This is a genomic window from Dactylosporangium sp. NPDC051485 (genome assembly GCF_040682015.1).
Classification (GTDB): domain Bacteria; phylum Actinomycetota; class Actinomycetes; order Mycobacteriales; family Micromonosporaceae; genus Dactylosporangium.
In genome coordinates this window covers 1-20,837 of record NZ_JBFAZW010000009.1, presented here as the reverse complement: position 1 = coordinate 20,837, position 20,837 = coordinate 1, and the positions used below count along the sequence as shown (strand labels likewise).

Below are 20,837 nucleotides of genomic sequence, written 5' to 3'. Positions count from 1 at the left end.
GGTGTGGGTCGGCGCTCGTCTCGGGCTGGACTTCGCCTCGGGCTGAGTCTTGCCTCACCCGCGGCTGACGTTGCTGCCCCACCCGCGTTCGGTGTTGCGTCGACGAGTCCGGTGCCGGTCCGCCTGGCTTATCGGACATTTCGCGCCGATGCGGACCTGTCTCGGGCGTAGGTGGGCCGCCGTTTGAACCGTTCTCCGGGGCCGGGGATATTGTTTGCTCGGCTAAGGAAAACCGCCGAGCACGACGGAGAAGAGACGAATGTCAGACGCGATCCGGGCCGAGACGGTGTACATCGGCGAGGAGAAGATCCAGGCGTACCAGGCCCGACCGCTCGACCCGGGACCGTTCCCGGGGGTCGTGGTGATTCACCACCTGCCCGGGTACGACGAGGCGACGAAGGAGATGGTGCGGCGGTTCGCGGTCAACGGGTACTCCGCGATCTGCCCCAACCTGTACTGGCGGCAGGCGCCCGGCGCGTCGCCCGATGACGCCTCGGCGTTCGTGCGCGGGCAGGGCGGCGTGGCCGACGAGCAGATCATCACCGACGTGGCCACGGCGGCGGCCGCGCTGCGCGGGCTGGACAACGCCAACGGCAAGGTCGGCGTGATCGGGCACTGCTCCGGCGGCCGGCAGGCGCTGCTCGTCTCGACCGCCGTGGACCTCGACGCCGCCGTCGACTGCTACGGCGCCTTCGCCCTCGAGGCACCCCCGGTCGGCAGCGGCCTCAACGCCGTGCCGATCCAGGACCGGCTCGGCGACGTGCGCTGCCCGGTGCTGGGGCTGTTCGGCGACGACGACAAGTACCCGGCACCGGACGAGGTGGCGCGGCTGGCCGGGCTGCTCGAGGAGCACGGCAAGAGCTTCGAGCACCACAGCTACGAGGGCGCGGGGCACGCGTTCTTCTCGGTGGACCGCCCGTCGTACCGGCCACTGGCCGCCGTCGACGGGTGGCAGCGCGTCTTCGCCTTCTTCGGCCGGCACCTGGGGGCCTGACCATGTGCACGTACGAGACCGAGACGATCGAGATCGAAGGCGCCGGCAAGGGCGCGGCCGGGTGGTTCGACCTGACCCAGGCGGCGGTGTACGTCGACCACCCGCAGCGGGCGCCCTTCGGGCACACCGTGAACATCGACTTCGCCAACCCGGGGCAGGGGCCCTCGGCGCGGGTCGCGGTCGAGCTGACGGAGGAGGCGGCGCTGGCCCTGGTGGCGGCGATCCAGCGGGCCATCGCCCACGCCCCTGCCGGCCTGGCGAGCGCCAACGCCCCAGCCTGACGGCCCTCACCTCGGCAGCCGTCCAGCCTGCCCGGGGAGAGGTACGCCCCGAAGGATGGCCCAGCCTGGGTTCTCGGTGCGAGGGATGGTCCAGCCTGGCGGGTGGTCCGGGGCGAAGGGTGGTCGCGCCTGACGGCGCCCCGTTCGGGAGCGGTCCGGCCCGGCGGGTGGTCCAGCTCGACGGCGCCCCCGCCCGGCAGGGCGGCCAGCCGAGAATCGGGCCTATAACCCTAAACGGCCCAGCACCGCTAAATGATGATAAGTCCGAAAAATCCGGCACCGGAGGTGCCGGATTTTTCGTCACCAGGCCGGAAAGGGTCGACTTCTCGGGTCGGAGTCGCGCTACCCAAAGGGCCAGCGGGCGGAGCAGGATCGGAGGATGGGCGTCTATCGCGACACGTACCGGCGGAGCCTCGACGATCCCGAGTGGTTCTGGCGCGACGCCGCGGCCGCCGTCGACTGGCAGCGTATGCCGATGCGCATCCTGGACGCCGACCGGCCGCCGTTCTACCGGTGGTTCCCCGACGCCGAGCTCAACACCTGCCACAACGCCCTCGATCGGCATGTGCTGGCCGGGCGCGGGGACACGCTCGCGCTCGTGTACGACAGCCCGGTCACCGGGAGCGTGCGGCGGTACACCTTCGGCGAACTGCGCGACGAGGTCGCCCGGTTCGCCGGGGCGCTGGGCCGCCTGGGCGTGGGCAAGGGCGACCGGGTCGTGCTGTACATGGCGATGGTGCCCGAGGCCGTGGTGGCCATGCTCGCGTGCGCGCGGCTGGGTGCCGTGCACTCGGTGGTGTTCGGCGGGTTCGGGCCCAAGGAGCTGGCCGCCCGCATCGACGACGCCCGGCCCAAGGTGGTGGTCGCGACCTCCTGCGGGATCGAGCCGGCCCGCGTGGTCGAGTACAAGCCGCTGCTGGACGCCGCCCTGGACGAGGCCGCCCACAAGCCCGAGCGCGTGGTGCTCCTGCAGCGTGAGCAGGCGCCCGGCCGGCTGCGCGAGGGGGACCTGACGTGGGAGGACGCCCTCCAGGACGCCCCGTGGGCCGGGTGCGTGCCGGTGGGGGCGACCGACCCGCTGTACATCCTCTACACCTCGGGAACCACCGGGCGCCCGAAGGGGATCGTGCGCGACAACGGCGGGCACGCGGTCGCGCTCGCCTGGTCGATGGCCAACATCTTCGACTGCGGCGCCGGCGACGTGTTCTGGGCGGCCTCCGACGTCGGGTGGGTCGTCGGGCACTCGTACATCGTGTATGCGCCCCTGCTCGCCGGCGCCACGACCGTGCTGTACGAGGGCAAGCCCGTCGGCACCCCGGACGCGGGCGCGTTCTGGCGGGTGGTGGCGGACCACGGCGTCAACGTGCTCTTCACCGCGCCGACCGCGATCCGCGCGATCCGCAAGGAGGACCCGGAGGGGGCCCGGATCGACCGGGAGCGCACGAAGACGCTGCGCGCGCTGTTCCTGGCCGGCGAGCGGCTCGACCCGCAGACGTACGAGTGGGCGGGGGAGCGGCTCGGCGTCCCGGTGATCGACAACTGGTGGCAGACCGAGACCGGCTGGCCGATCGCGGCGAACCCGCGCGGGCTGGAGGCGCTGCCGACGAAGCCGGGTTCGCCATCGGTACCGGTACCGGGCTTCGACGTGCGCGTCGTGCGGCCGGACGGGTCGGATGCGCCGGCCGGCACCGACGGGCCGATCGTGATCCGGCTCCCGCTGCCGCCGGGCTGCCTGCCGACGCTGTGGGGCGACGACGAGCGGTACACCGGCTCGTACCTCAGCGCCTTCCCCGGCTGCTACCTGACCGGCGACGGCGGGCGCTTCGACGAGGACGGCTACCTCTACGTCATGGGCCGCACCGACGACGTCATCAACGTCGCCGGCCATCGCCTGTCGACCGGCGCGATGGAGGAGGTCCTGTCCGGGCACCCGGCGGTCGCGGAGTGCGCGGTGATCGGCGTCGCCGACGAGCTCAAGGGCCAGGTGCCGCGCGGCTTCGTGGTGCTCAAGGCCGGCGCCGGCGCGGATCACGACACCGTCGCCGCGGAGCTGGTGCAGCTGGTCCGCGACCGGATCGGGGCGGTGGCGAGCCTGCGCAGCGTGCAGGTGGTGGCCGGGCTGCCGAAGACCCGCTCGGGCAAGATCCTGCGGCGGACCATGCGCGGCATCGCCGACGGCCGGGAGGAGCCGGTGCCGTCGACCATCGAGGATCCGGCGGTCCTGGACGCCCTGCGGCCAATCTTGGAGCGGCCGCGCTGACGACAAAAGGCGCCTGCGGAGCGGCCGCGCTGCAAAGCCGAAGGCGCCCTGCGGCCAAATCCGAAGGCGCGCAACGCTGACAGCGAACACGCTCACGGCGAACGGGGGGTCACAGGGCCCGGTCGTGGTCATACCGTCGTGGGATGGCCGACTTTGAGATCCCCTTCGACAGCGCCGTCTTCGACCGCCTGCTCGCCAAGCGCATCATCGTCCTCGGGACGGAGGTCAACGACGAGAGCGCCAACCGCATCTGCGGCCAGCTGATCCTGCTCGCCGCCGAGGACTCCGACCGGGACATCAGCTTGTGGATCAACTCGCCGGGCGGCGCGGTCCACGCCGGGCTGGCGATCTACGACACGATGAAGTTCATCAAGAACGACATTTCGACGGTGGTCATGGGCATGGCCGCCTCGATGGGGCAGTTCCTGCTCAGCGCCGGCACCCCCGGCAAGCGCTACGCCCTGCCCCACTCGCGGGTCATGATGCACCAGCCGTCGGGCGGCATCGGCGGCACCGCGGCCGACATCGCCATCCAGGCCGAGCAGATGCTGTTCACCAAGAAGACCATCCAGCGGCTCATTGCCGAGCACACCGGCCAGACCGTCGAGCAGATCGAGACCGACTCCGACCGTGACCGCTGGTTCACCGCAACGGAAGCCAAGGACTACGGCTTCGTGGACCGGGTCGTGCAGGGAGCCGAGCAGCTGGCCCTTTCATAACGGGGCGAAGACGATCTACAGTCCCCGAATGTGAGTATCGAACGCGAAGTGGCGTCAGAGCAGGCCGGATTCGACGCGCGGCGGCTGGCCCGCCTTGACGCCCACTTCGCGCGGTACGTGGATGACGGCCGTCTCGCCGGCTGGCAGCTGGTGATCGCCCGGGACGGCAAGGTGGTGCACACCAGCGTCTACGGTCAGCGCGACGCCGAGGCCGGCCTGCCGGTCGAGCCCGACACGCTCTGGCGGCTCTACTCGATGACCAAGCCGGTCACGTCCGTCGCGGCGATGCTGCTGTGGGAGGAGGGGCGCTTCGAGCTCACCGACCCGATCGCGAAGTACCTGCCCGAGTTCGCCGACGTGCGGGTCTACGACAAGGGCTCGTCCGGCCAGCCCTTCACCGTGCCGGCGGCCGAGCCCATCCGGGTGTGGCACCTGCTCACCCACACCTCGGGCCTGACGTACGGCTTCCTGAACACCTCCGTCGTCGACGCCCTCTACCGCAAGGCCGGCTACGACCTGACCATGAAGCCCGGCGTCGACCTGGCCGAGGCCAGCCGCGACTTCGCCGCGCTGCCGCTGCTGTTCCAGCCGGGCACCGCCTGGGGCTACGGCGTGAGCACCGACGTGCTCGGCCGGCTGGTCGAGGTGGTGGCGGGCGTGCCGCTGGCGGAGTTCCTGCGCACGCGCATCCTGGAGCCGCTCGGCATGGCCGACACGAGCTGGTCGGTGGCCCCCGGCGAGCCGAGGCTGGCGGCGCTGTACATCCCGGGGCCCGACGGCCGCCGCGTGCGCTTCGACCCGATCGGCAGGGCGGCCTTCCAGGAGCCGCTGGCCCCGTCGGGCGGCGGCGGGCTCATCTCGACCGCCGCCGACTACCAGCGGTTCATGAACATGCTGCTGGCCCGGGGCGGGTCCCTGCTGGCCCCGCGCACCGTGGACTTCATGACCCGCAACCACCTGCCCGGCGGCGTGGACCTGGACACGCTGCAGTCCGGCGGCTTCGCCGAGACCACGTTCGAGGGCGTCGGCTTCGGCCTGGGCTTCGCCGTGGTCCGCGACCCGGTGCCGGCGCGCGTGTTCAGCTCCCCGGGCACGTACTACTGGGGCGGCGCGGCCAGCACCGCGTTCTGGATCGACCCGGTCGAGCGGCTCACCGTGGCGTTCTACACCCAGCTGCTGCCCTCCAGCACGTACCCGATCCGCCCGCAGCTGCGCCAGCTGGTGTACAGCGCACTGACCGATTAGACGAACGACAGGTTCCCGCCGCCGGTGTTGACGCGGACCTTGTGCGCCGAGGCCTTCTCGACCTTGACGGTGCCGCTCTGCTTGCCACCGCCGAGGTCGGCCTCCAGCGCGTAGCCGTCCGAGGTCAGCCGCAGGTTGACGTTGCCGCCCTCGGAGTCGACGTCGATCCGGTTCGGCGCCTGGGTGATCTTCAGGTCGACCGGGCCGCCGCCGGTGCGGGCGGTGAGCTCCGGCGGGGCCAGCCCCTCGCCGGACAGCGAGCCGCCGTCGGACTGCACGTCGACCAGCCCGGTGAGCCCGGTGAGGGAGATCCGCCCGCCCGAGCTGTCCAGCCGGACGCTGAGCGTCGAGGGCATCTCGATCTCGTACGAGATCGAGCAGTCGTTCTTCGGGCAGCCGGTCGAGGCGAGGATGAGCTCGCCGCCGTCGAGGCTCTGCTTGCGGTTCGGCTTGTCCGTGCGGTACCGCTGGGTCTCCGTCACCTTGATCGTCGGCCCGCTGCCGGCCTTGATCGTGACCCCGCCGCCCTCGCTGTCGACCTCCACGACGCTGACGTCGTCCTTCACCTCGAACGAGTTCGTGGCGGTCTGCTCCGACCCGTCCTTGCCCGCCGGCGCGGGGGAGGGCTTGGGGCTACTGCAGGCGCCGAGGGCCAGCAGGACGACGGCGGCGGGCGTGAGGACCCGCAGGGGCAGTGACTTCACGGAGCACAGCTTTGCACGCGGAGCACGACCACTTTCGGTAGGGTCGCCGCCGTGGATCTCATCGATGCCGCCTACGCCCGAGCCGAGGCCAACGGGTTCGGAATGTCCTGTGAGCCGCCGGTCGGCCGGCTGCTCGCCACCCTCGCGGCCGCGCTGCCACCCGGCGGAAGGGTTCTGGAGCTGGGCACCGGCGTCGGCGTCGGCACCGCCTGGCTGGTCAGTGGCCTGCTGCCGCGCGCCGACGCGACCCTCGTCTCGGTCGAGCTCGACCCGGCCACCTCGGCCCTGGCCGCCGGGGCCGGCTGGCCGGACTTCGTCGAGCTGCGGGTCGGCGACGCCCTGGAGTTCCTGACCGCGGCTTCGCCCGGAACCGACGACGGCGGCTACGACCTCATTTTCGCCGACTGCGTCGGCGGCAAGATCGAGGGCCTGGAGCACACCCTGGCCCGGCTCAACCCGCGCGGCGCGATCGTGGTCGACGACATGCGCACGGTCGACGGCTGGCCCGACGACTTCAAGGTTCGCCAGCAGGGCGTGCGCCGAACCCTGCTGGACCATCCGGACCTCGTTTCGGTCGAGCTCGACCACGGCTCGGGTGTGATCATCAGCGTCCGTCGACCCCCTGCGGGCTGAACGGCCCCGACCGGGGTCGGCCGCCCGGCCGCTGACGCCCGCCCGGCGGGATCGGTACCGTCAAAACCGATGAGTGCGGTCGTGCTGGCCCTGCACGGGCTGCTGGTGGACGGGACCGTGGCGACGATCGAGCCGGTGCTCGCCGGGCTCCTCGTGGCCGACGATCCCGACCTGGTGCTCGACGTCTCCCAGGTCACGGTGTGCGACACCACGGGCGTGGCGCTGCTGGTCGGCGTGGCCGCGACGGCCCGCGCCCGGGGCGGCGAGCTGCGCCTGGCCGCCCCCTCGCCGGCCATCCGCGCCTGGCTGCCGGTGGCCCCCGGGATGAGCGGCATCGCCACCTTCGCGACGGTCGAGGGCGCGATGGAGGCCGACCCGCGGGACCTGCTCAGGTCGTCGACGTACGCCGAGCCGCCCGCGTCGGCGTGCATCGACGACCCGCCGGCCCGCAAGCTCCCGAGCGGCCGGCCGCGCTGGCGGGTCAACCCTTCGGGCCGCGCACGATCACACCGAGGTCCCGCATCACCGCGTCGGTGAGCCCGGGCAGCTGGGCCGGTTCGATCGTCACCCCGCGCAGGCTGGACATCCCGCTGACCTCGGACAGCTGGTTGCCGCGCAGGTCGGCCCCGCGCAGGTCGCAGCTCTCGAAGGACATCTGGCGCAGCCGGCAGCCCTGCATCGCCGCGTAGGGCAGCACGCAGTCGCGAAGGTTGGTGTTGACCAGCACGCAGCCGACGAAGCCGGTCGGCCCGGCGGTGCTCACGTCGTCGAGCGTCGCCCCGTCGAGCCGGCACCCCTCGAACAGCACGTCGGACAGGCGCGTCTCGGCGAGGTTGGCCCACGTCAGCTTGCAGTTGACGAAATGCACCCGATCGAGAGTCAGCCCCGTGAGCCGCGCGGCGGTGAAGTCGACCTTCTCGAACCGGCAGCCGCTGATCGCCACGTCCTCCCACACGACCCCGTTGAGGTCGAGGTTCTCGAGGTGGGAACGGCGCAGCCGGGCGTCGATGAGGGTGGTGCGGATGGCGCGGCCGGTCTGTACGTGGGCCTCGGTCAGGTTGCCGCCCCACGGAGCGCCGACGGGCTCGAGCTCGCCGTGGTCGAACACGGGTAGCTCGATGTCGATCTCGTGCACGCTACGCACTGCCACGTGCTTCACCGTAAAGGGTGACCCGAGCGGGTGGCACGTAGGCTGTGCGGTCATGGGCGATGCAGGGGTGCGGCAGCGGGTGGACGGGCGGACCCTGCGGGCCGAGCGGACCCGCCAGGCCATCACCGACGCGCACTTCGCGCTGCTGGAGGAGGGCGACCTGCGCCCGACCGCGGAGCGGATCGCCGAGCGGGCCGGCGTCTCGCTGCGCGCGCTGTGGACCAACTTCAAGGACATGGAGGGCCTGTTCGCGGCCTGCGGCGAGCGGCTCATGGAGCGGCAGCGGGCGGAGTTCCGGCCGGTCCCGGCGGGCCTGCCGCTGCCAGAGCGCATCGAGCGGTACTGCGCCCAGCGCGCCCGCCTGCTGGAGCTCATCGCGCCGGCCGCCCGGGCCGCGCGCATCCGCGAGCCGTTCTCGGTGCAGCTGCGCAGGAGCCGGGCCCGGTACCTCCAGAGCGCCCGCGAGGAGATCGAGACGCTCTTCGCGCCGGAGCTCGCCGCGGCCGGAGCGGGCCGCGCCGAGGTGCTCGACGCCCTCACCGTCGCCACCACGTTTGCCGGTTGGTCGATGTGGCGCGACGAGTTGCACCTGGATGTGGCGGGCGCCACCGCCGTGCTTCGCCGCGTGGTGAGCGCGCTGCTACCCGTCGCAGTGGCGGCATAAGTTTCGATTAGACGGCCGTTAAATCGCCTCCGATGGCCGCCTTTCGTGACCGGCGCTCTCTAGTGTTCGGCTTCTAGCGTCCGGTGCGGCTGAGACCCGCAGTGATCATGGAGGCCCTGGTGTCATCGTTCGGTGACGGCGACCGGTACGACCCCTATGCCGGTGGCTTTGCCCGTGACCCGTACCCGGCCTCCTACGGTGATCCGGGCGACGACCCCGAGGACGAGGAGCACGCCCCGCGGCACCGGCGCGGCTCCAAGGTCCTGATCGCCGCGATGATCGGCACGCTGGCCCTCATCGTGGTCGGGGCCGTCGCCTTCGCCGGCTCGCTGGTCATGTCCCGCACCTCTGGCGGCAAGCCGCCGGCGGGCAAGAGCGACGTGGCCGCGGCCGCCTCGGTCCAGCCGCGCAACCTGGTCGGCGGGGCCGGCGACCCGTCGTCCAGCGACCCGGCCGAGCAGGCCACCGCCACCGCCTCTGCTGCCCCGACGACGGGCGCGCCCACCAAGGCGCCCACCACGAAGGCGACCACCCCGGCGAGCAGGCCGAAGACCACCGCGGCCACCGGCGGGGGCGACGTGGCCTACGAGAACCAGGTGATCAGCCTGGTCAACGTCGAGCGGGCCAAGGCCGGCTGCGGGCCGGTGAAGTACAACGCGAAGCTGCGGGCGGCCGCCTACAAGCACTCGGCCGACATGGCCAAGCGCGACTACTTCTCGCACACGACCCCGGAAGGGGTGGAGTTCGCGACCCGGATCAAGGCCGAGGGGTACAACTGGTCGGGCGCCGGCGAGAACATCGCGGCCGGGCAGGGCACCCCGGAGCAGGTGATGGACGCCTGGATGCACAGCGAGGGGCACCGCGCCAACATCCTGAACTGCAAGTTCGTCGACCTCGGCGTCGGCCTGGAGTACCAGGTCAAGAACAACCGCAAGATCCCGTACTGGACGCAGGACTTCGCCACCCCGGGGCGCTAGGCATCGACGGGTACCGACCGGTAAGTTGCCTCGTCCGTCCGGCGGTTGCGCCGCAGCACAGCGTTGGGGACCGTCCACGTAACGCGATGATCGCTGCCCGACGCGGGTAGCGCGTTGCTCATGCACGTGCCACACTCACCGCGGTCAGTGCTTACGGTGCCCGCGCGGACTACTCACGTTCGTTCCCCGCGGGTGCGTACAACCCGCTCTCGAAAGCATCGAGCTGTATTTCACAGCAGGGGGTACAACGTGTTCGCTGCTCCCCAGCGGCGGCGGCTCGCGGCACTCGCGGCCGCGGCGCTCCTGGGTCTGGGCCTGACGGTCGTGGAGGCGTCGCCCGCGGCGGCGGCCGGGGTCGGCTATGTCCGCCTCGCACACCTCTCGCCCGACACGCCCGCGGTCGATGTCTATCTCAGCTCCGTCAGCGGGGCCATCCCGCAGCAGAAGTTCGACGCCGTCGGGTACGGCACCGTCTCGAAGTACCTGCCACTGCCGCCCGGGACCTACGCGGTGGCGATGCGCAAGAAGGGCGACCCGGCCTCCGCCACCCCGGTGCTCAGCACCCAGGCGACGGTCGAGGAGGGCAAGGCCTACACGGTCGCCGGCACCGGCAAGTTCGCCGACCTGGGCCTGCGCGTCATCGCCGACGACCTCGGGCTGCCCGAGTCCGGCAAGGCCAAGGTCCGGGTCATCCAGGCCTCGGTCAAGGAGCCCGTGCTCGACGTCGCGGTGGCCGGCGGCAGCAAGATCGCCGACGGCGTGCAGTTCGCGACCACCACCTCGTACCAGACCGTCGACCCCGGCCGGTGGACGCTACGGCTGACCCAGCCCGGCGCGACCGGCTCGCCGACGACGGTGACCGCGCCGCTGAAGGCCGGGGCAGTGTACTCCCTGATCATCCTCGACGGCCAGGCCGGCCTCACCGCTCAGCTGCGCACCGACGCCGAGAGCGGCGGGGTGCCGCAGGGCGGCGTGGACACCGGTGGCGGGGGCACGGCCGGCGGGCGGGGGATGAGCCCGCTGCTGCCGATCGGCGGCGGCGTGGCGCTGGTGGTCCTGGCGGTGGCCGGCGGCCTGCTCCGGCGGCGGTCCCGGGTCCGCGCGACGGCGGCATAGCGGCCGTACGCTCGATCCATGCGCACCACGGGGAAGGTGGTCAGGCATCGGGCGCTGCCCGCGCGCCCGAACCTGACCGCCACCCGCCGCCGGACGCTCACCCTCATCGGCTGCGTGCTCGCCCTGGCCGCGCCGGTCATCGTCGGCTCGGCGGTGCTGGTCGGCCGGCGGGTCGAGGTCGACGCCGGCGAGTCGACCTGGATCGTCCCGCACCGCATCGACCTGACCGGGGCGACCGCCGATCCGGACACCCCGCCCTCGCGGCTGAGGATTGCGCAGCTGGGCGTGGACACGCCCCTGGAGAGCCTGGTCATGGACGGCTCCGGGGTGTTGCAGAGCCCCAAGGTGTACGGCGAGGCAGGTTGGTTCGCCACCGGCACGCTCCCGGGTGATCCGGGTCCGGCGGTGCTGGCCGGCCACGTGGACTCCAAGACCGGCCCGGCGGTGTTCTACCGCCTGCACGAGCTGAAGCCCGGCGACACCGTCGACGTGCGGCGGGGCGACGGCTGGCTCACCTCCCGGGTGACCGCGAGCGAGCACTACTCCAAGGCGCAGTTCCCCACCGCGAAGGTGTACGGCCCGACCCCGGTGCCGGAGCTACGGCTGATCACGTGCGGCGGCACCTTCGATCAGAGCCGCCATTCGTACCGGGACAACCTGGTCGTCTACGCGGTGTTGACCTGAGCAGCGGTGCTGAACTGAGAACGTTTAGGGTCGGTGTGCCAGGTCGCCTCGCGGCGATAGGCGCGACACGGCTCCAGCCGAACGGTATTCCGTGAAGGCAGTGTGATGAGGCCCGGGGACACACAGCACACCGACTCCCTGAACAGTAGCGCGCCAATCACGTATCGTCCCGTGATCCCGGCATGGGAGAGATCACAGGGTGAAAGCCCTCGAACCCGTGACAGGGTCTTCGTCCGCGGGGCTGCACATGCGTCGGGCGTCGCGCCCGACCCCTTCCTCGCAGCTGGCGGACTGCTGGAGGACGGGTCGGGCGCGACGCCCGGTTTCGCACGTTCTGGAGGTGTGGCTGCACCTTGTGCGGGGTGTGCGCTTGCCGCGGGTGGTGCGCGCTCGCGCGTGTTCGTGCCGCTCGACGCGCTGGCTCGCCGGCCCGGCGGGTGGTGCCGCTGGCGGTTACCTGCTCGCGTCGCTCGTGGGCGAACTCGCCGGCCTCGGCGGGTGGTGCCGCGGGTGGTGCCGGCGAGGTTCGCGGTGTGGGACTCAGCGCCCGGCGAGCAGCCGGTTCACGGCGTTGTCGACGTCGAGGTGGTCGGTCTCGTGACCGCGCGGCACGACGCTGTACGTGCGGCGCAGGAATCGCACCAGCACGCTGCGCGGCACCTCGAACAACGCATTGCCGTCCGGTGAGGACAGCGCCAGGGCCACGAAGTCCCCGCGCGGCCCGTTCCACGGCCAGACCCGCACGTCGCCGATGCCCGCCGGCTCGTCGAGCCCGGTGAACAGCAACTCACGAGCGAACGACCAGCTCACCGGCTCGCCCCCGGCCGACTCGGCGTGGAAGAGGACGTGGACCGCGTACGGGTCGTTCGGGTCGTAGCGCAGGCTGGCTCGCACCGGCAGCGCGGTCGCGTCGGGCGCGACGAGTCGTAGGGATGTCTCGACCTCGACGGTCGATGGTCGGATAGCGCTCATGTCGTACTCCCCCCGGCACCGCTGCGGAGCATGCCGTGCCCCGCCTCTCCTATGTTGAGGCGATTCCCAGTGTTACGCGCAGTGATTCTATGATCTCACTCTGTAGTGTTTCTAGGCCCGATTTGCCGTCAACCGAACATCCTGCGTGCGATGTCCAGTTTTCTGGGCGCGGTCGGGGTCCATGACGTGGCGTGTGGGCCGTACGTCAATTCATTCCGGTAACGTCCAGTGGTCCATGGGAGTGACGGGTTATCGAGTGAGTGGAACGAGAATTGCGCGGCAGTGAGGTGGACGGGTCGGGCGTTACGCCTGATTCCGGACGTTCCGCGGCCCGCGAGGGTGACTTCCGGCGTGTCGCTACCACCACCGAAGGCGACCCAAGGTTTGGGCGATTCTGGCGACCCCTCTAGGTTAATGTCCGATTTGTACTGCGGGAGGACCGCGCTGCCGCGGATTCGGGGCCACGCCTACTCCACCCGGCCGGGTCACCCCGGCGTGCAGGTCGCGGTCGTGATGGTGGGTACGGTGACCGGCGCCGTGGGCCGGGTGCTCCCGCCGCCGGCCGGCCCCGGACGGTTGAGCACCCTGGCTGGCCCGGCGTTGCCGGCGATGCGGAGGCGGCTGCTGCTCTGCACCCGCGCGCAGTCGCCGGGCTGAAGCCGGCTGCTGCTCTGCACCCACGCGCAGTTGCCGGGCTGAAGCCGGCTGCTCCGCGAAGGCTCGTGGCTGGCGCGGATTGTCTCCGTCAACGGCCAGCTCCTGGTGGCCGGTGGGGCGTTGCTGTCGCTGCGGATGCTCGCCTGACTCCACATCAGCGATCTTCTGGATCGCGGGGGTGAGTTCTCGCCATCCGGCCGGGGTGGCTCTTCCCGCCCGTCCGCCGCCGCTTTATCCCACGTCGCCTTTACCGATCGTGTGCGTTTCGTGTTGTATGCGTTTCGTGACGTGCCGATTTCTGCGGGCGGCGCGCCAAAGAGCTACCGTAGAGGTAATCTCGCCCGAGCCGGGCGTAGCATGTCGCCAAGTTCTTGTTTGTGTCCGAATGATACGGCCGGCGCGCTCAGTGCCGAGGTCCGGATCGGTTCCGTACACATCCGGTTCTGTACAACTGGGTACCACCGAGGAAAGGCCACTCATGGCAAAACGCGTCATCCACGAGCTGATCGATGACATCGACGGCAAGCCGGCCGCCGAGAGCATCGTGTTCGCACTCGACGGCGTGCAGTACGAGATCGACCTGTCCGCGTCCAACGCCGCCAAGCTGCGCGACGCGGTAGCCCCCTTCGTCGCCGCCGCGACGAAGATCGGCCGCGGTGGTGTGGTCGCGACTTCGCGGGGCCGCGAGGCCCGGGGCCGCAGCGTCACCCGCGGCGACCGCGACCAGAATCGCGCGATTCGCGAGTGGGCACAGGCCAAGGGCATCGACGTGTCCGACCGTGGCCGCATCAAGCAGGACATCGTCGACCGCTACCACGCCGAGGCCGGTCGCTGATCAGGCCGCCGCGTCGCCCCCGCGCGGCGTGAACGGTACGTTCCCAGGGCCCGGCCCGCACGATTTCCCCGTGCCGGCCGGGCTCTGACGTTTTTCCGCGTTCCTGCTCGCCCCGCCGCCGATCCGGCGGTCGTATTGCCGGATAGGCGGCCCGCATTGCCGCTCGATCTTCCGCTCGCATTGCCGCCGGCTCGGTGGGGCCATACGCCCGATTTGCTGGCGCTACGCCGCTGGATTCACCATCGCCGGGATGGCCTTTGCGATGGTTAGCCGCGGCGGTGCCCGGTCGGCGTTCTTCTTCGCGGTGCCGGTGTTCGCCGGACCGATCGCACGGATCCGTCGTCCGCCCGGCCGGTCGCTTTGCCGCGGACCGGCCCCGCGCGCATTGCGCCCTTTGGTCACCGATCGGCCCGCGCTTTGCTCCCTATGCGCCCCGCGCGACCCCGCCGCCGCCCCCGCGCCGGGTGCCCGCGACGCATTTCCCGCGGCCTCGATTACGTTGCATGATCACCGCGAGCGCATCAAGAATAACGGCGCGTGGCGATGTAGGTCGATATTTGAATGCGTATAAAAACGCACGGGCCGCGACCCGTGGTCGGGTCGCGGCCCCTTCGCGGCCGGGGTCATGCCTCGCCGGGCGCTCCGGCGCTGCCTGCGCTCGGGTGATGCCGCCCGGGCTGTTGCCGGGACGGTGCCGTTTCGACCGGTCGCGCGTCAGGCCGACGCGGCCGGGCGCCAGGCTGGCGCGGGTCAGTGCTGGGTGGTGCCGGTTCGACCGGCCGTGCGCCAGGCTGACGCGGGCTCGTGCCGGGCGGTGCGGTTCGGCCGGCGGCGCGGCGGGCCGACGTGAGTTCGCGCTGGGCGGTGCCGGTCCGGCCGGTCGCGCGTCAGGCCGATGCGAGCTCGCGCTGGGCGGTGCTGATCTCGATCTTGCGCGGCTTGGCCTTCTCGGCGACCGGAATGGTCAGGGTGAGCACCCCGGCGTCGTAGCTGGCCTCGAGCCGGTCGGCGTCAAGGCTGTCGCCGAGGATCAGCCGCCGGGTGGCGGTGCCGGTGGCCCGCTCGCTGATGACGCGGCGAACCCCCTCGCGCTCGGCGCGGGTCCGCTCGGCCCGCACGGTCAGCACGTTGCGGTCCACGGTCGCGTCGATGCTCGCGGGGTCCACGCCGGGCAGGTCGATCTCGACGAAGAAGGTGTCGCCGTCGCGGTAGGCGTCCAGCGGCGCCGTCGCCCCGGCGCGGGTCGCCGGGCCGCCGAAGAACTGGTCGAACGCGTCATAGCTCCGGAACGGTGCAGTGCGCAGCAACATGGTTGAGTCCCTCCAAGGTTGAGCCCGTATCGCTCAAGTCTTACAACGGCGACCACGCCCGCCGTCTTCCGTGCGCAGCCGTGACATGAGTCACCGGGACTCAACTTTGCGGAGGCGCCGGGAGGCTCAGAGCCACCCGTTGGACTGCGCCACCCCGACGGCCTCGATGCGGTTGCGGGTGCCGGTCTTGGTGATCGTGGCCGACAGGTAGTTGCGCACGGTGCTCTCCGACAGGTGCAGCCGCGCCGCGATGTCGGCGACCGTCGAGCCGTCGGCCGCCTCGCGCGGCACGTCGCGCTCGCACTCGGTCAGGGGTCGGGTCCGGCGGCGAGCGCGGCGGCGGCCAACTGCGGGTCGACGACCCGCTCGCCGGCCAGGACCCGCCGGATCGCCGCCGCCAGCATCTCGACCGGCCCGTCCTTGACCAGGAAGCCGGAGGCGCCCGCCTCCATCGCGCGCCGCAGGTATCCGGGCCGGCCGAAGGTCGTCAGGATCAGCACCCGGCAGCCGGGCAGCCGCCGCCGCAGCTCGGCCGTGGCCGCGATGCCGTCGCCGCCCGGGCATCTCGATGTCGAGGAGGGCCACGTCGGGCCGTGCCTGCAGGGCGGCCGCCACGACCGCGTCCCCGGTCGCCACCTCGGGGGAGACCGAGCAGCAACGCCAGCGCGCCGCGCATCATCTCCTGGTCCTCGGCGAGCAGCACCTGGATGGTCACGCCGCCACCCCCATTGCGGCCGCCGCCGGCCCGGGCCGGTGCCGCGGCGCGGGAGACGCGGATGGAAGGGCCGGCGGGACAGCGGGCGGGATTGATCGCGTCATAGGGGGAGCCTTGCCTCGAGGGAGGGGATCGGCGGTGCGCAGCGCGTCGGCGGTGATGCTGGCGGCGGTCAGGGCACCGTCGCCACGCTCCGTGCAGATGCGTGCGTCGCGAACCGGCGGTGACAAATGTCCCGCCGATACGATCGTCGCCATGGCACCGACCCCGCAGCCGGGCATCTTCGCGGCGGCCCTGGCCGAGCACGTCTACCTCGAGTTCGACCTGCGCCCCGGCGTGGCGGTCCGGGAGCTGCTCACCGCGCTGACCGCGGTCGGCGAGCCGATGCCGGCCACCGGCGCGATCAACGTGGTGGTCGGGGTCCGCCCGTCGGTGTGGACGCCGGCCATCGCAGAGGACTTTGCCGAGCCGGTCGTGGGCCCGGACGGGTTCAGCATGCCGGCCACGCAGCACGACGCCTGGCTCTGGCTGTCCGGCGCCGACCGCACCGCGCTGTTCGACTACACGCGGGCCGCGCTGGGGCTGCTCGAGCCGGCCGCGAGCTGCGCGCTGGAGGTGAACGGGTGGGTGTACCACCACGACCGCGACTTGACCGGGTTCATCGACGGCACCGAGAACCCGCCGCGCAGCCTCGCCCCGGCCGTCGCCGCGATCGCCGAAGGCCCGGCCGCGGGCTGCGGCGTGGTGCTGGTCCAGCAGTGGCGCCACGACGCCGACGCGTTCGACGCGCTCAGCGTGGCCGAGCAGGAGCGGGTCATCGGCCGCACCAAGGCCGACTCGGTCGAGCTCGACGAGGAGCACCAGCCGCCGACCTCGCACGTGGCGCGCACCGTGATCGAGGAGGACGGCGAGGAGCTGAAGATCTTCCGCCGCAACACCGCGTACGGCACCGTGCGCGACCACGGCACGATGTTCGTCGGCTTCTGCGCCAGCCAGCGCCCGCTCGCCGAGATGCTGCGCCGCATGGCCGGCGTCGGCGACGGGGTGCGCGACGCGCTGACCCGCTACACCGCGCCGCTCACCGGCGCCTACTACGTGGTGCCGCCGGTGGAGGCCCTGGCCGAGTACGCCCCCGAGGACGACTGACGCGGCAGCAGGATTAGAGCAGCGCCGCAGGGGTGATCGGCAGCGAGCGCACCCGGATCCCGGTGGCGTGGTGGACGGCGTTGGCCACCGCCGCCGCGGTGCCGACGATGCCGAGTTCCCCGACGCCCTTGGACCCCATCGGGTTGAGGTGCGGGTCCTCCTCCTCCAGCAGCTCCACGTCGATGCGCGGCACGTCGGCGTTGACCGCCACGTGGTACGCGGCCAGGTCCGACGTCACGAAGTCGCCGCTTCGCCGGTCCATCACGGACTGCTCCATGAGGGCCATCGACACGCCCATCGTCATCGCGCCGAGCAGCTGCGAGCGGGCCGTCAGCGGGTTGATGATCCGGCCGGCCGCGAACACGCCCAGCAGCCGGTCGACGCGGACCTCGCCGGTGGCCGGATCCACCCGCACCGCGCAGAACTGGGCGCCGAAGGCGTGCCGCGCGTAGTCGGGGCGGGCGGCCAGGTCGGCGGTGGTGTCGGCGCCGACGGTGAGCCCCTCGGGCGGCACGCGGCCCTGGTGCGGGCCGTCGATCCGCTCCCGCAGCAGCCGGCAGGCCTTCGTCACCGCCCAGCCCCACGAGGACGTGCCCATCGAGCCGCCGGCCACCGGGGCCGGGCCGATCGCGCTGTCGCCCACCGAGATCTCGACGCGGCCCGGGTCGGCGCCGAGCGCGTCGGCGGCGATCTGGCGCAGCACCGTGCGCGCGCCGGTGCCGATGTCGGCCGCGTTGACCGCGACCTCGAAACGGTCGTCGGCGGTGGCCCGCGCGGTCGCGGTCGACGGCATGGTGAGCGCCGGGAACGTCGTGGCAGCCACGCCGCTGCCGAGCAGCCACCGCCCTTCGCGACGGGTGCCCGGCCGCGGGTCGCGCCCCGCCCAGCCGAAGCGCTCGGCCCCCCGCAGCAGGCACTCCACCAGGTGCCGGCTGCTGAACGGGCGCCCCTCGGCGTCGGTGGCGGCGTCGTTGTCGATGCGCAGCCGCACCGGATCCCAGTTGCCGGCGGCGGCGAGCTCGTCCATGGCCGACTCGAGCGCGAACGCGCCCGGGCAATCGCCCGGGGCCCGCATCCAGGTCGGCGGGGCCACGTCGAGCCGGACGACGCGGTGGCCGGTGGCGAGGTTGGGCACGCCGTAGAGGACCCGGCTGATGACGGCGGCCTGTTCGGTGTACTCCACCAGCCGCGACGACTGGCTGCAGGACTCGTGCCCGAGCGCGACCAGCCGCCCGTCGCGGTCCGCGCCGAGCCGGACCCGCTGGATGGTGGGGGTGCGGTACCCCTCCGTCGCGAACACCGCCGCCCGCGGCATGGTCAGCTTGACCGGCCGGCCGACCACCCGGGCGGCCATGGCGGCGAGCACCACGTTGGGCTTCGGTGCCCCCTTCGACCCGAAGCCCCCGCCCACGTGCTCGTTGTGCACCCGTACCAGCTGCGGCGGCAGCTCGAAGAGCGTGGCCAGGGTGTCGCGCACCGCGGTCGAGGACTGCGTGGCGTCGTAGACGACCAGCCGCCCGCCCTCCCAGGACGCCGCCGTCGCGTGCGGCTCCATCGCGACGTGGTGCTCGGCCGGCGTGCGGTAGGTCGCGTCGATGCGCACCTCGGCCGCCCCGAACCCGGCCTCGAAGTCGCCCTTGTCCAGCCGCCCCGGAAAGCCGCCGTTGACCAGCTCCGGCTCGTACAGCCCGGCGTGGTCGGCCCGCAGCACGGTGTCCGCCGGCGCGGTCCGCGCGTCGATGACGACGGCGTCCGCGCCCTCGCGCGCGCTCTCCAGCGTGGTGGCCACGACCAGCGCGACGATCTGCCCGTGGTAGGTCACCTCGGGCGTCTGCAGCACGCGCAGGTGCGGGTCGCCGTCGCGCTCCAGCCGCGGCGCGTTGCCGTGCCACAGCACCGCCAGCACGCCGTCGACGGCCAGGGCCGGCCCGGTGTCCACCGAGTCCACCCGGCCGCGGGCGAACGCGGCCGGCACCGGCCAGGCGTAGGCGGTGCCCGGCATCGGCCGGTCCGCGGCGTAGAGCGCCTGCCCGGTCACCTTCTCCCGCGCCTCCAGGCGGGGCTCGGCCGCGCCGACCCCGGTCCGCTCGCGCACCTCGGTCATCGGGCCAGCTCCCGCAGGACCTCGACGGTCAGGTTGCGCAGCAGCGGCACCTTGTAGCCGTTGTCGCGCAGCGTCCGCGCCGCGGAGAGCTCCGCGTCGGCGGCCCGCTCGAAGCTCGCCACGGTGGCCGGCGCGCCCCGCAGCGCCCGCTCGGCCGCCCACGCCCGCCACGGCAGGTGCGCGACCGCGCCCCAGGCCAGCCGGGCCTCCCGGACGATCCCGTCGCGCACGTCGAGGGCGGCCGCGACCGATCCGGCGGCGAAGGCGAACGACGCGCGGTCGCGGACCTTGCGGTACACCGAGCCCGCCGCGATCGGCAGCTCCGGCAGCACGACGGCGGTGATCAGCGCGCCGCGGGGCAGGCTGGTGTCGCGGTCGGGTTGGTCGCCCGGGCGCCGGAAGAAGTCGTGCACGCTGATCGCGGCGCTGCCGTGCGGCCCGAGGTAGTGCACGGAAGCGTCCATGATGGACAGTGCCACGGCGAGGTCCGACGGGTTGGTCGCCACGCACTGCGGGGACGCGCCCAGGATGGCCAGGTCGTGGTGCTCGCCCTCGCGGGCGTCGCAGCCCGACCCCGGCACGCGCTTGTTGCAGGCCTTGGTGACGTCCTGGAAGTACCGGCAGCGGGTGCGCTGCATGAGGTTGCCGGCCACCGTCGCGCGGTTGCGCAGTTGCCCGGAGGCGCCGGACAGCAGCGCCTGGGCCACCGCCGGGTAACCGGCCCGCACGGCGGGGTGGCGGGCCAGGTCGCTGTTGGGCACCAGCGCGCCGATGGCGAGCCCGCCGCCCGGCGCCGGCTCCACGTCGTGGAAGGGCAGCGCGTTCACGTCCACCACGACGTCGGGCGCGGCCACCCCGAGCTTCATGAGGTCCACCAGGTTGGTGCCGCCGGCCAGGTACGCCGCGCCGGGCCGGACCATCGTGGCCAGCGCGCCGGCCGGGTCGTCCGGGCGCTCGTACGCGAACGGTTTCATGACGCGGCCGTCACCTCGTGGATGGCGGCGGCGATGTTGACGTACGCGCCGCAGCGGCACAGGTTGCCGCTCATCGCCTCCCGGATGTCGGCCAGCGATCCGGACTCCTCCCGGGTCAGCCCGGCCGCCGAGCAGATCTGCCCCGGCGTGCAGAAGCCGCACTGCAGCGCGTCGTGCTCGATGAACGCCTCCTGCAGCGGGTGCAGGCCGTCCCCGGCGGTGAGCCCCTCGACCGTGGTCACCTCCGCGCCGCCGGCCGCCACGGCCAGGATGAGGCAGCTGACCACCCGGCGGCCGTCCATCAGGACCGTGCAGGCGCCGCACTGGCCGTGGTCGCAGCCCTTCTTCGCCCCCGGCAGGCCCAGCCGCTCGCGCAGCACGTCCAGCAGCGTGGCCCGGTTGTCCAGGCGCAGCTCGCGCGCCCGCCCGTTCACGCGAAGCGTCACGTCGGTCGCGGTTCGTCGCTCCAGCACGGTCGTGTGCTGCCCCGGCCGGCCCGCTTTAACCGCGCGCGACCTGCGCCCCGCCCCCGCCCACGCCGCCGTCAGCCACGACGGCGGCCGGTGCTGCGCGCACGGCGGAGCGCCATCGGCAGGACCGTCCTAGGTGACTGGTGCTAAACGCGGGCTGATTGGTGACGCCGGTCAGCCCGCGTTTGTTGTTGGGGCGAGGTCGGGTTCGGGAGGTGCGCGCGGAT

General features: G+C 72.5%; 21 protein-coding genes and 1 pseudogene. 14 read left to right on the top strand and 8 right to left on the bottom strand.

The window, feature by feature from the left end:
- Positions 1-259: 259 nt before the first annotated feature.
- The 5 genes from AB0M46_RS06885 (at position 260) to AB0M46_RS06865 (ending at position 5,499) form a co-directional block, all read left to right on the top strand.
- A complete protein-coding gene (locus tag AB0M46_RS06885; protein WP_363333371.1) occupies positions 260-994 on the top strand; it encodes a dienelactone hydrolase family protein in 735 nt (244 codons plus the stop codon).
- Between the two features lie 2 nt (positions 995-996).
- Positions 997-1,275 (top strand): DUF6295 family protein, encoded by a 279-nt coding sequence (locus tag AB0M46_RS06880; protein WP_363333370.1) that lies wholly within the window; start codon positions 997-999, stop codon positions 1,273-1,275.
- Between the two features lie 379 nt (positions 1,276-1,654).
- Entirely contained in the window at positions 1,655-3,535 is a 1,881-nt protein-coding gene (locus AB0M46_RS06875) for a propionyl-CoA synthetase (RefSeq protein WP_363333369.1), read from the top strand.
- Between the two features lie 143 nt (positions 3,536-3,678).
- The gene (locus tag AB0M46_RS06870) at positions 3,679-4,254 is read left to right on the top strand and encodes an ATP-dependent Clp protease proteolytic subunit (protein WP_363333368.1); all 576 of its coding nucleotides are present in this window, start codon (positions 3,679-3,681) and stop codon (positions 4,252-4,254) included.
- Between the two features lie 30 nt (positions 4,255-4,284).
- The gene (locus AB0M46_RS06865; RefSeq protein ID WP_363333367.1) at positions 4,285-5,499 is read left to right on the top strand and encodes a serine hydrolase domain-containing protein; all 1,215 of its coding nucleotides are present in this window, start codon (positions 4,285-4,287) and stop codon (positions 5,497-5,499) included.
- Here the strand turns inward: AB0M46_RS06865 and AB0M46_RS06860 are convergent.
- On the bottom strand, positions 5,496-6,203 hold the full coding sequence (locus AB0M46_RS06860) for a hypothetical protein (RefSeq protein ID WP_363333366.1): 708 nt from the start codon (positions 6,201-6,203) through the stop codon (positions 5,496-5,498). The two genes, AB0M46_RS06865 and AB0M46_RS06860, sit on opposite strands and share 4 nt — an antisense overlap.
- Before the next feature lie 51 nt (positions 6,204-6,254).
- Between AB0M46_RS06860 and AB0M46_RS06855 the strand changes: the two genes are divergently transcribed.
- Both AB0M46_RS06855 and AB0M46_RS06850 read left to right on the top strand, forming a co-directional pair.
- Complete coding sequence (locus AB0M46_RS06855; protein WP_363333365.1) at positions 6,255-6,836, top strand: class I SAM-dependent methyltransferase; 582 nt, start codon at positions 6,255-6,257, stop codon at positions 6,834-6,836.
- A gap of 69 nt (positions 6,837-6,905) precedes the next feature.
- Complete coding sequence (locus tag AB0M46_RS06850) at positions 6,906-7,373, top strand: STAS domain-containing protein (protein WP_363333364.1); 468 nt, start codon at positions 6,906-6,908, stop codon at positions 7,371-7,373.
- Here AB0M46_RS06850 and AB0M46_RS06845 read toward each other — a convergent pair.
- Positions 7,318-7,986: a pentapeptide repeat-containing protein gene (locus AB0M46_RS06845; RefSeq protein ID WP_363333363.1), complete on the bottom strand. Its 669-nt coding sequence runs from the start codon at positions 7,984-7,986 to the stop codon at positions 7,318-7,320. The two genes, AB0M46_RS06850 and AB0M46_RS06845, sit on opposite strands and share 56 nt — an antisense overlap.
- A gap of 52 nt (positions 7,987-8,038) precedes the next feature.
- Between AB0M46_RS06845 and AB0M46_RS06840 the strand changes: the two genes are divergently transcribed.
- The 4 genes from AB0M46_RS06840 (at position 8,039) to AB0M46_RS06825 (ending at position 11,427) form a co-directional block, all read left to right on the top strand.
- On the top strand, positions 8,039-8,650 hold the full coding sequence (locus tag AB0M46_RS06840; protein WP_363333362.1) for a TetR family transcriptional regulator: 612 nt from the start codon (positions 8,039-8,041) through the stop codon (positions 8,648-8,650).
- A gap of 119 nt (positions 8,651-8,769) precedes the next feature.
- On the top strand, positions 8,770-9,627 hold the full coding sequence (locus tag AB0M46_RS06835) for a CAP domain-containing protein (RefSeq protein ID WP_363333361.1): 858 nt from the start codon (positions 8,770-8,772) through the stop codon (positions 9,625-9,627).
- 249 nt (positions 9,628-9,876) lie between these two features.
- The gene (locus tag AB0M46_RS06830; RefSeq protein ID WP_363333360.1) at positions 9,877-10,743 is read left to right on the top strand and encodes a DUF4397 domain-containing protein; all 867 of its coding nucleotides are present in this window, start codon (positions 9,877-9,879) and stop codon (positions 10,741-10,743) included.
- An 18-nt stretch (positions 10,744-10,761) separates the two neighbouring features.
- Positions 10,762-11,427, top strand: a complete 666-nt coding sequence (locus AB0M46_RS06825; RefSeq protein WP_363333359.1) for a class F sortase — start codon at positions 10,762-10,764, stop codon at positions 11,425-11,427.
- A 540-nt stretch (positions 11,428-11,967) separates the two neighbouring features.
- Here AB0M46_RS06825 and AB0M46_RS06820 read toward each other — a convergent pair.
- The gene (locus AB0M46_RS06820; protein ID WP_033356715.1) at positions 11,968-12,399 is read right to left on the bottom strand and encodes an SsgA family sporulation/cell division regulator; all 432 of its coding nucleotides are present in this window, start codon (positions 12,397-12,399) and stop codon (positions 11,968-11,970) included.
- 414 nt (positions 12,400-12,813) lie between these two features.
- Here AB0M46_RS06820 and AB0M46_RS06815 point away from each other — a divergent pair, with 414 nt between their 5' ends.
- A complete protein-coding gene (locus tag AB0M46_RS06815; RefSeq protein ID WP_363333358.1) occupies positions 12,814-13,056 on the top strand; it encodes a hypothetical protein in 243 nt (80 codons plus the stop codon).
- 478 nt (positions 13,057-13,534) lie between these two features.
- Positions 13,535-13,891, top strand: a complete 357-nt coding sequence (locus AB0M46_RS06810; RefSeq protein ID WP_344615633.1) for an Lsr2 family protein — start codon at positions 13,535-13,537, stop codon at positions 13,889-13,891.
- Positions 13,892-14,778: 887 nt separating this feature from the next.
- Here AB0M46_RS06810 and AB0M46_RS06805 read toward each other — a convergent pair.
- Together AB0M46_RS06805 and AB0M46_RS06800 are read right to left on the bottom strand one after the other, a co-directional pair.
- A complete protein-coding gene (locus tag AB0M46_RS06805; RefSeq protein ID WP_363333357.1) occupies positions 14,779-15,201 on the bottom strand; it encodes an Hsp20/alpha crystallin family protein in 423 nt (140 codons plus the stop codon).
- 126 nt (positions 15,202-15,327) lie between these two features.
- A pseudogene (locus AB0M46_RS06800) lies at positions 15,328-15,880 on the bottom strand (response regulator transcription factor).
- 291 nt (positions 15,881-16,171) lie between these two features.
- On the opposite strand from AB0M46_RS06800, the gene AB0M46_RS06795 reads away from it, so the two are divergent.
- The gene (locus tag AB0M46_RS06795) at positions 16,172-17,062 is read left to right on the top strand and encodes a Dyp-type peroxidase (protein WP_363333356.1); all 891 of its coding nucleotides are present in this window, start codon (positions 16,172-16,174) and stop codon (positions 17,060-17,062) included.
- Between the two features lie 13 nt (positions 17,063-17,075).
- Here the strand turns inward: AB0M46_RS06795 and AB0M46_RS06790 are convergent, their stop codons facing one another.
- Genes AB0M46_RS06790 through AB0M46_RS06780 form a run of 3 tightly spaced genes read right to left on the bottom strand, consistent with a single transcriptional unit; the run spans position 17,076 to position 20,613 of the window.
- Entirely contained in the window at positions 17,076-19,166 is a 2,091-nt protein-coding gene (locus AB0M46_RS06790) for a xanthine dehydrogenase family protein molybdopterin-binding subunit (RefSeq protein WP_363333355.1), read from the bottom strand.
- Positions 19,163-20,140 (bottom strand): FAD binding domain-containing protein, encoded by a 978-nt coding sequence (locus AB0M46_RS06785; RefSeq protein ID WP_363333354.1) that lies wholly within the window; start codon positions 20,138-20,140, stop codon positions 19,163-19,165. The genes AB0M46_RS06790 and AB0M46_RS06785 overlap by 4 nt, the downstream gene beginning before the upstream one ends.
- Positions 20,137-20,613 carry a (2Fe-2S)-binding protein gene (locus tag AB0M46_RS06780; RefSeq protein WP_363333353.1) on the bottom strand — a complete coding sequence of 159 codons (477 nt, stop codon included), beginning with the start codon at positions 20,611-20,613 and terminating at the stop codon, positions 20,137-20,139. The genes AB0M46_RS06785 and AB0M46_RS06780 overlap by 4 nt, the downstream gene beginning before the upstream one ends.
- Positions 20,614-20,837 lie beyond the last annotated feature (224 nt).

Coding starts and splice junctions, on each gene's coding strand:
- AB0M46_RS06885 (WP_363333371.1), top strand. CDS start 260: ATGTCAGACGCGATCCGGGCCGAGACGGTGTACATCGGCGAGGAGAAG.
- AB0M46_RS06880 (WP_363333370.1), top strand. CDS start 997: ATGTGCACGTACGAGACCGAGACGATCGAGATCGAAGGCGCCGGCAAG.
- AB0M46_RS06875 (WP_363333369.1), top strand. CDS start 1,655: ATGGGCGTCTATCGCGACACGTACCGGCGGAGCCTCGACGATCCCGAG.
- AB0M46_RS06870 (WP_363333368.1), top strand. CDS start 3,679: ATGGCCGACTTTGAGATCCCCTTCGACAGCGCCGTCTTCGACCGCCTG.
- AB0M46_RS06850 (WP_363333364.1), top strand. CDS start 6,906: ATGAGTGCGGTCGTGCTGGCCCTGCACGGGCTGCTGGTGGACGGGACC.
- AB0M46_RS06840 (WP_363333362.1), top strand. CDS start 8,039: ATGGGCGATGCAGGGGTGCGGCAGCGGGTGGACGGGCGGACCCTGCGG.
- AB0M46_RS06825 (WP_363333359.1), top strand. CDS start 10,762: ATGCGCACCACGGGGAAGGTGGTCAGGCATCGGGCGCTGCCCGCGCGC.
- AB0M46_RS06820 (WP_033356715.1), bottom strand. CDS start 12,399: ATGAGCGCTATCCGACCATCGACCGTCGAGGTCGAGACATCCCTACGA.
- AB0M46_RS06815 (WP_363333358.1), top strand. CDS start 12,814: ATGTCCGATTTGTACTGCGGGAGGACCGCGCTGCCGCGGATTCGGGGC.
- AB0M46_RS06810 (WP_344615633.1), top strand. CDS start 13,535: ATGGCAAAACGCGTCATCCACGAGCTGATCGATGACATCGACGGCAAG.
- AB0M46_RS06805 (WP_363333357.1), bottom strand. CDS start 15,201: ATGTTGCTGCGCACTGCACCGTTCCGGAGCTATGACGCGTTCGACCAG.
- AB0M46_RS06795 (WP_363333356.1), top strand. CDS start 16,172: ATGGCACCGACCCCGCAGCCGGGCATCTTCGCGGCGGCCCTGGCCGAG.
- AB0M46_RS06790 (WP_363333355.1), bottom strand. CDS start 19,166: ATGACCGAGGTGCGCGAGCGGACCGGGGTCGGCGCGGCCGAGCCCCGC.
- AB0M46_RS06785 (WP_363333354.1), bottom strand. CDS start 20,140: ATGAAACCGTTCGCGTACGAGCGCCCGGACGACCCGGCCGGCGCGCTG.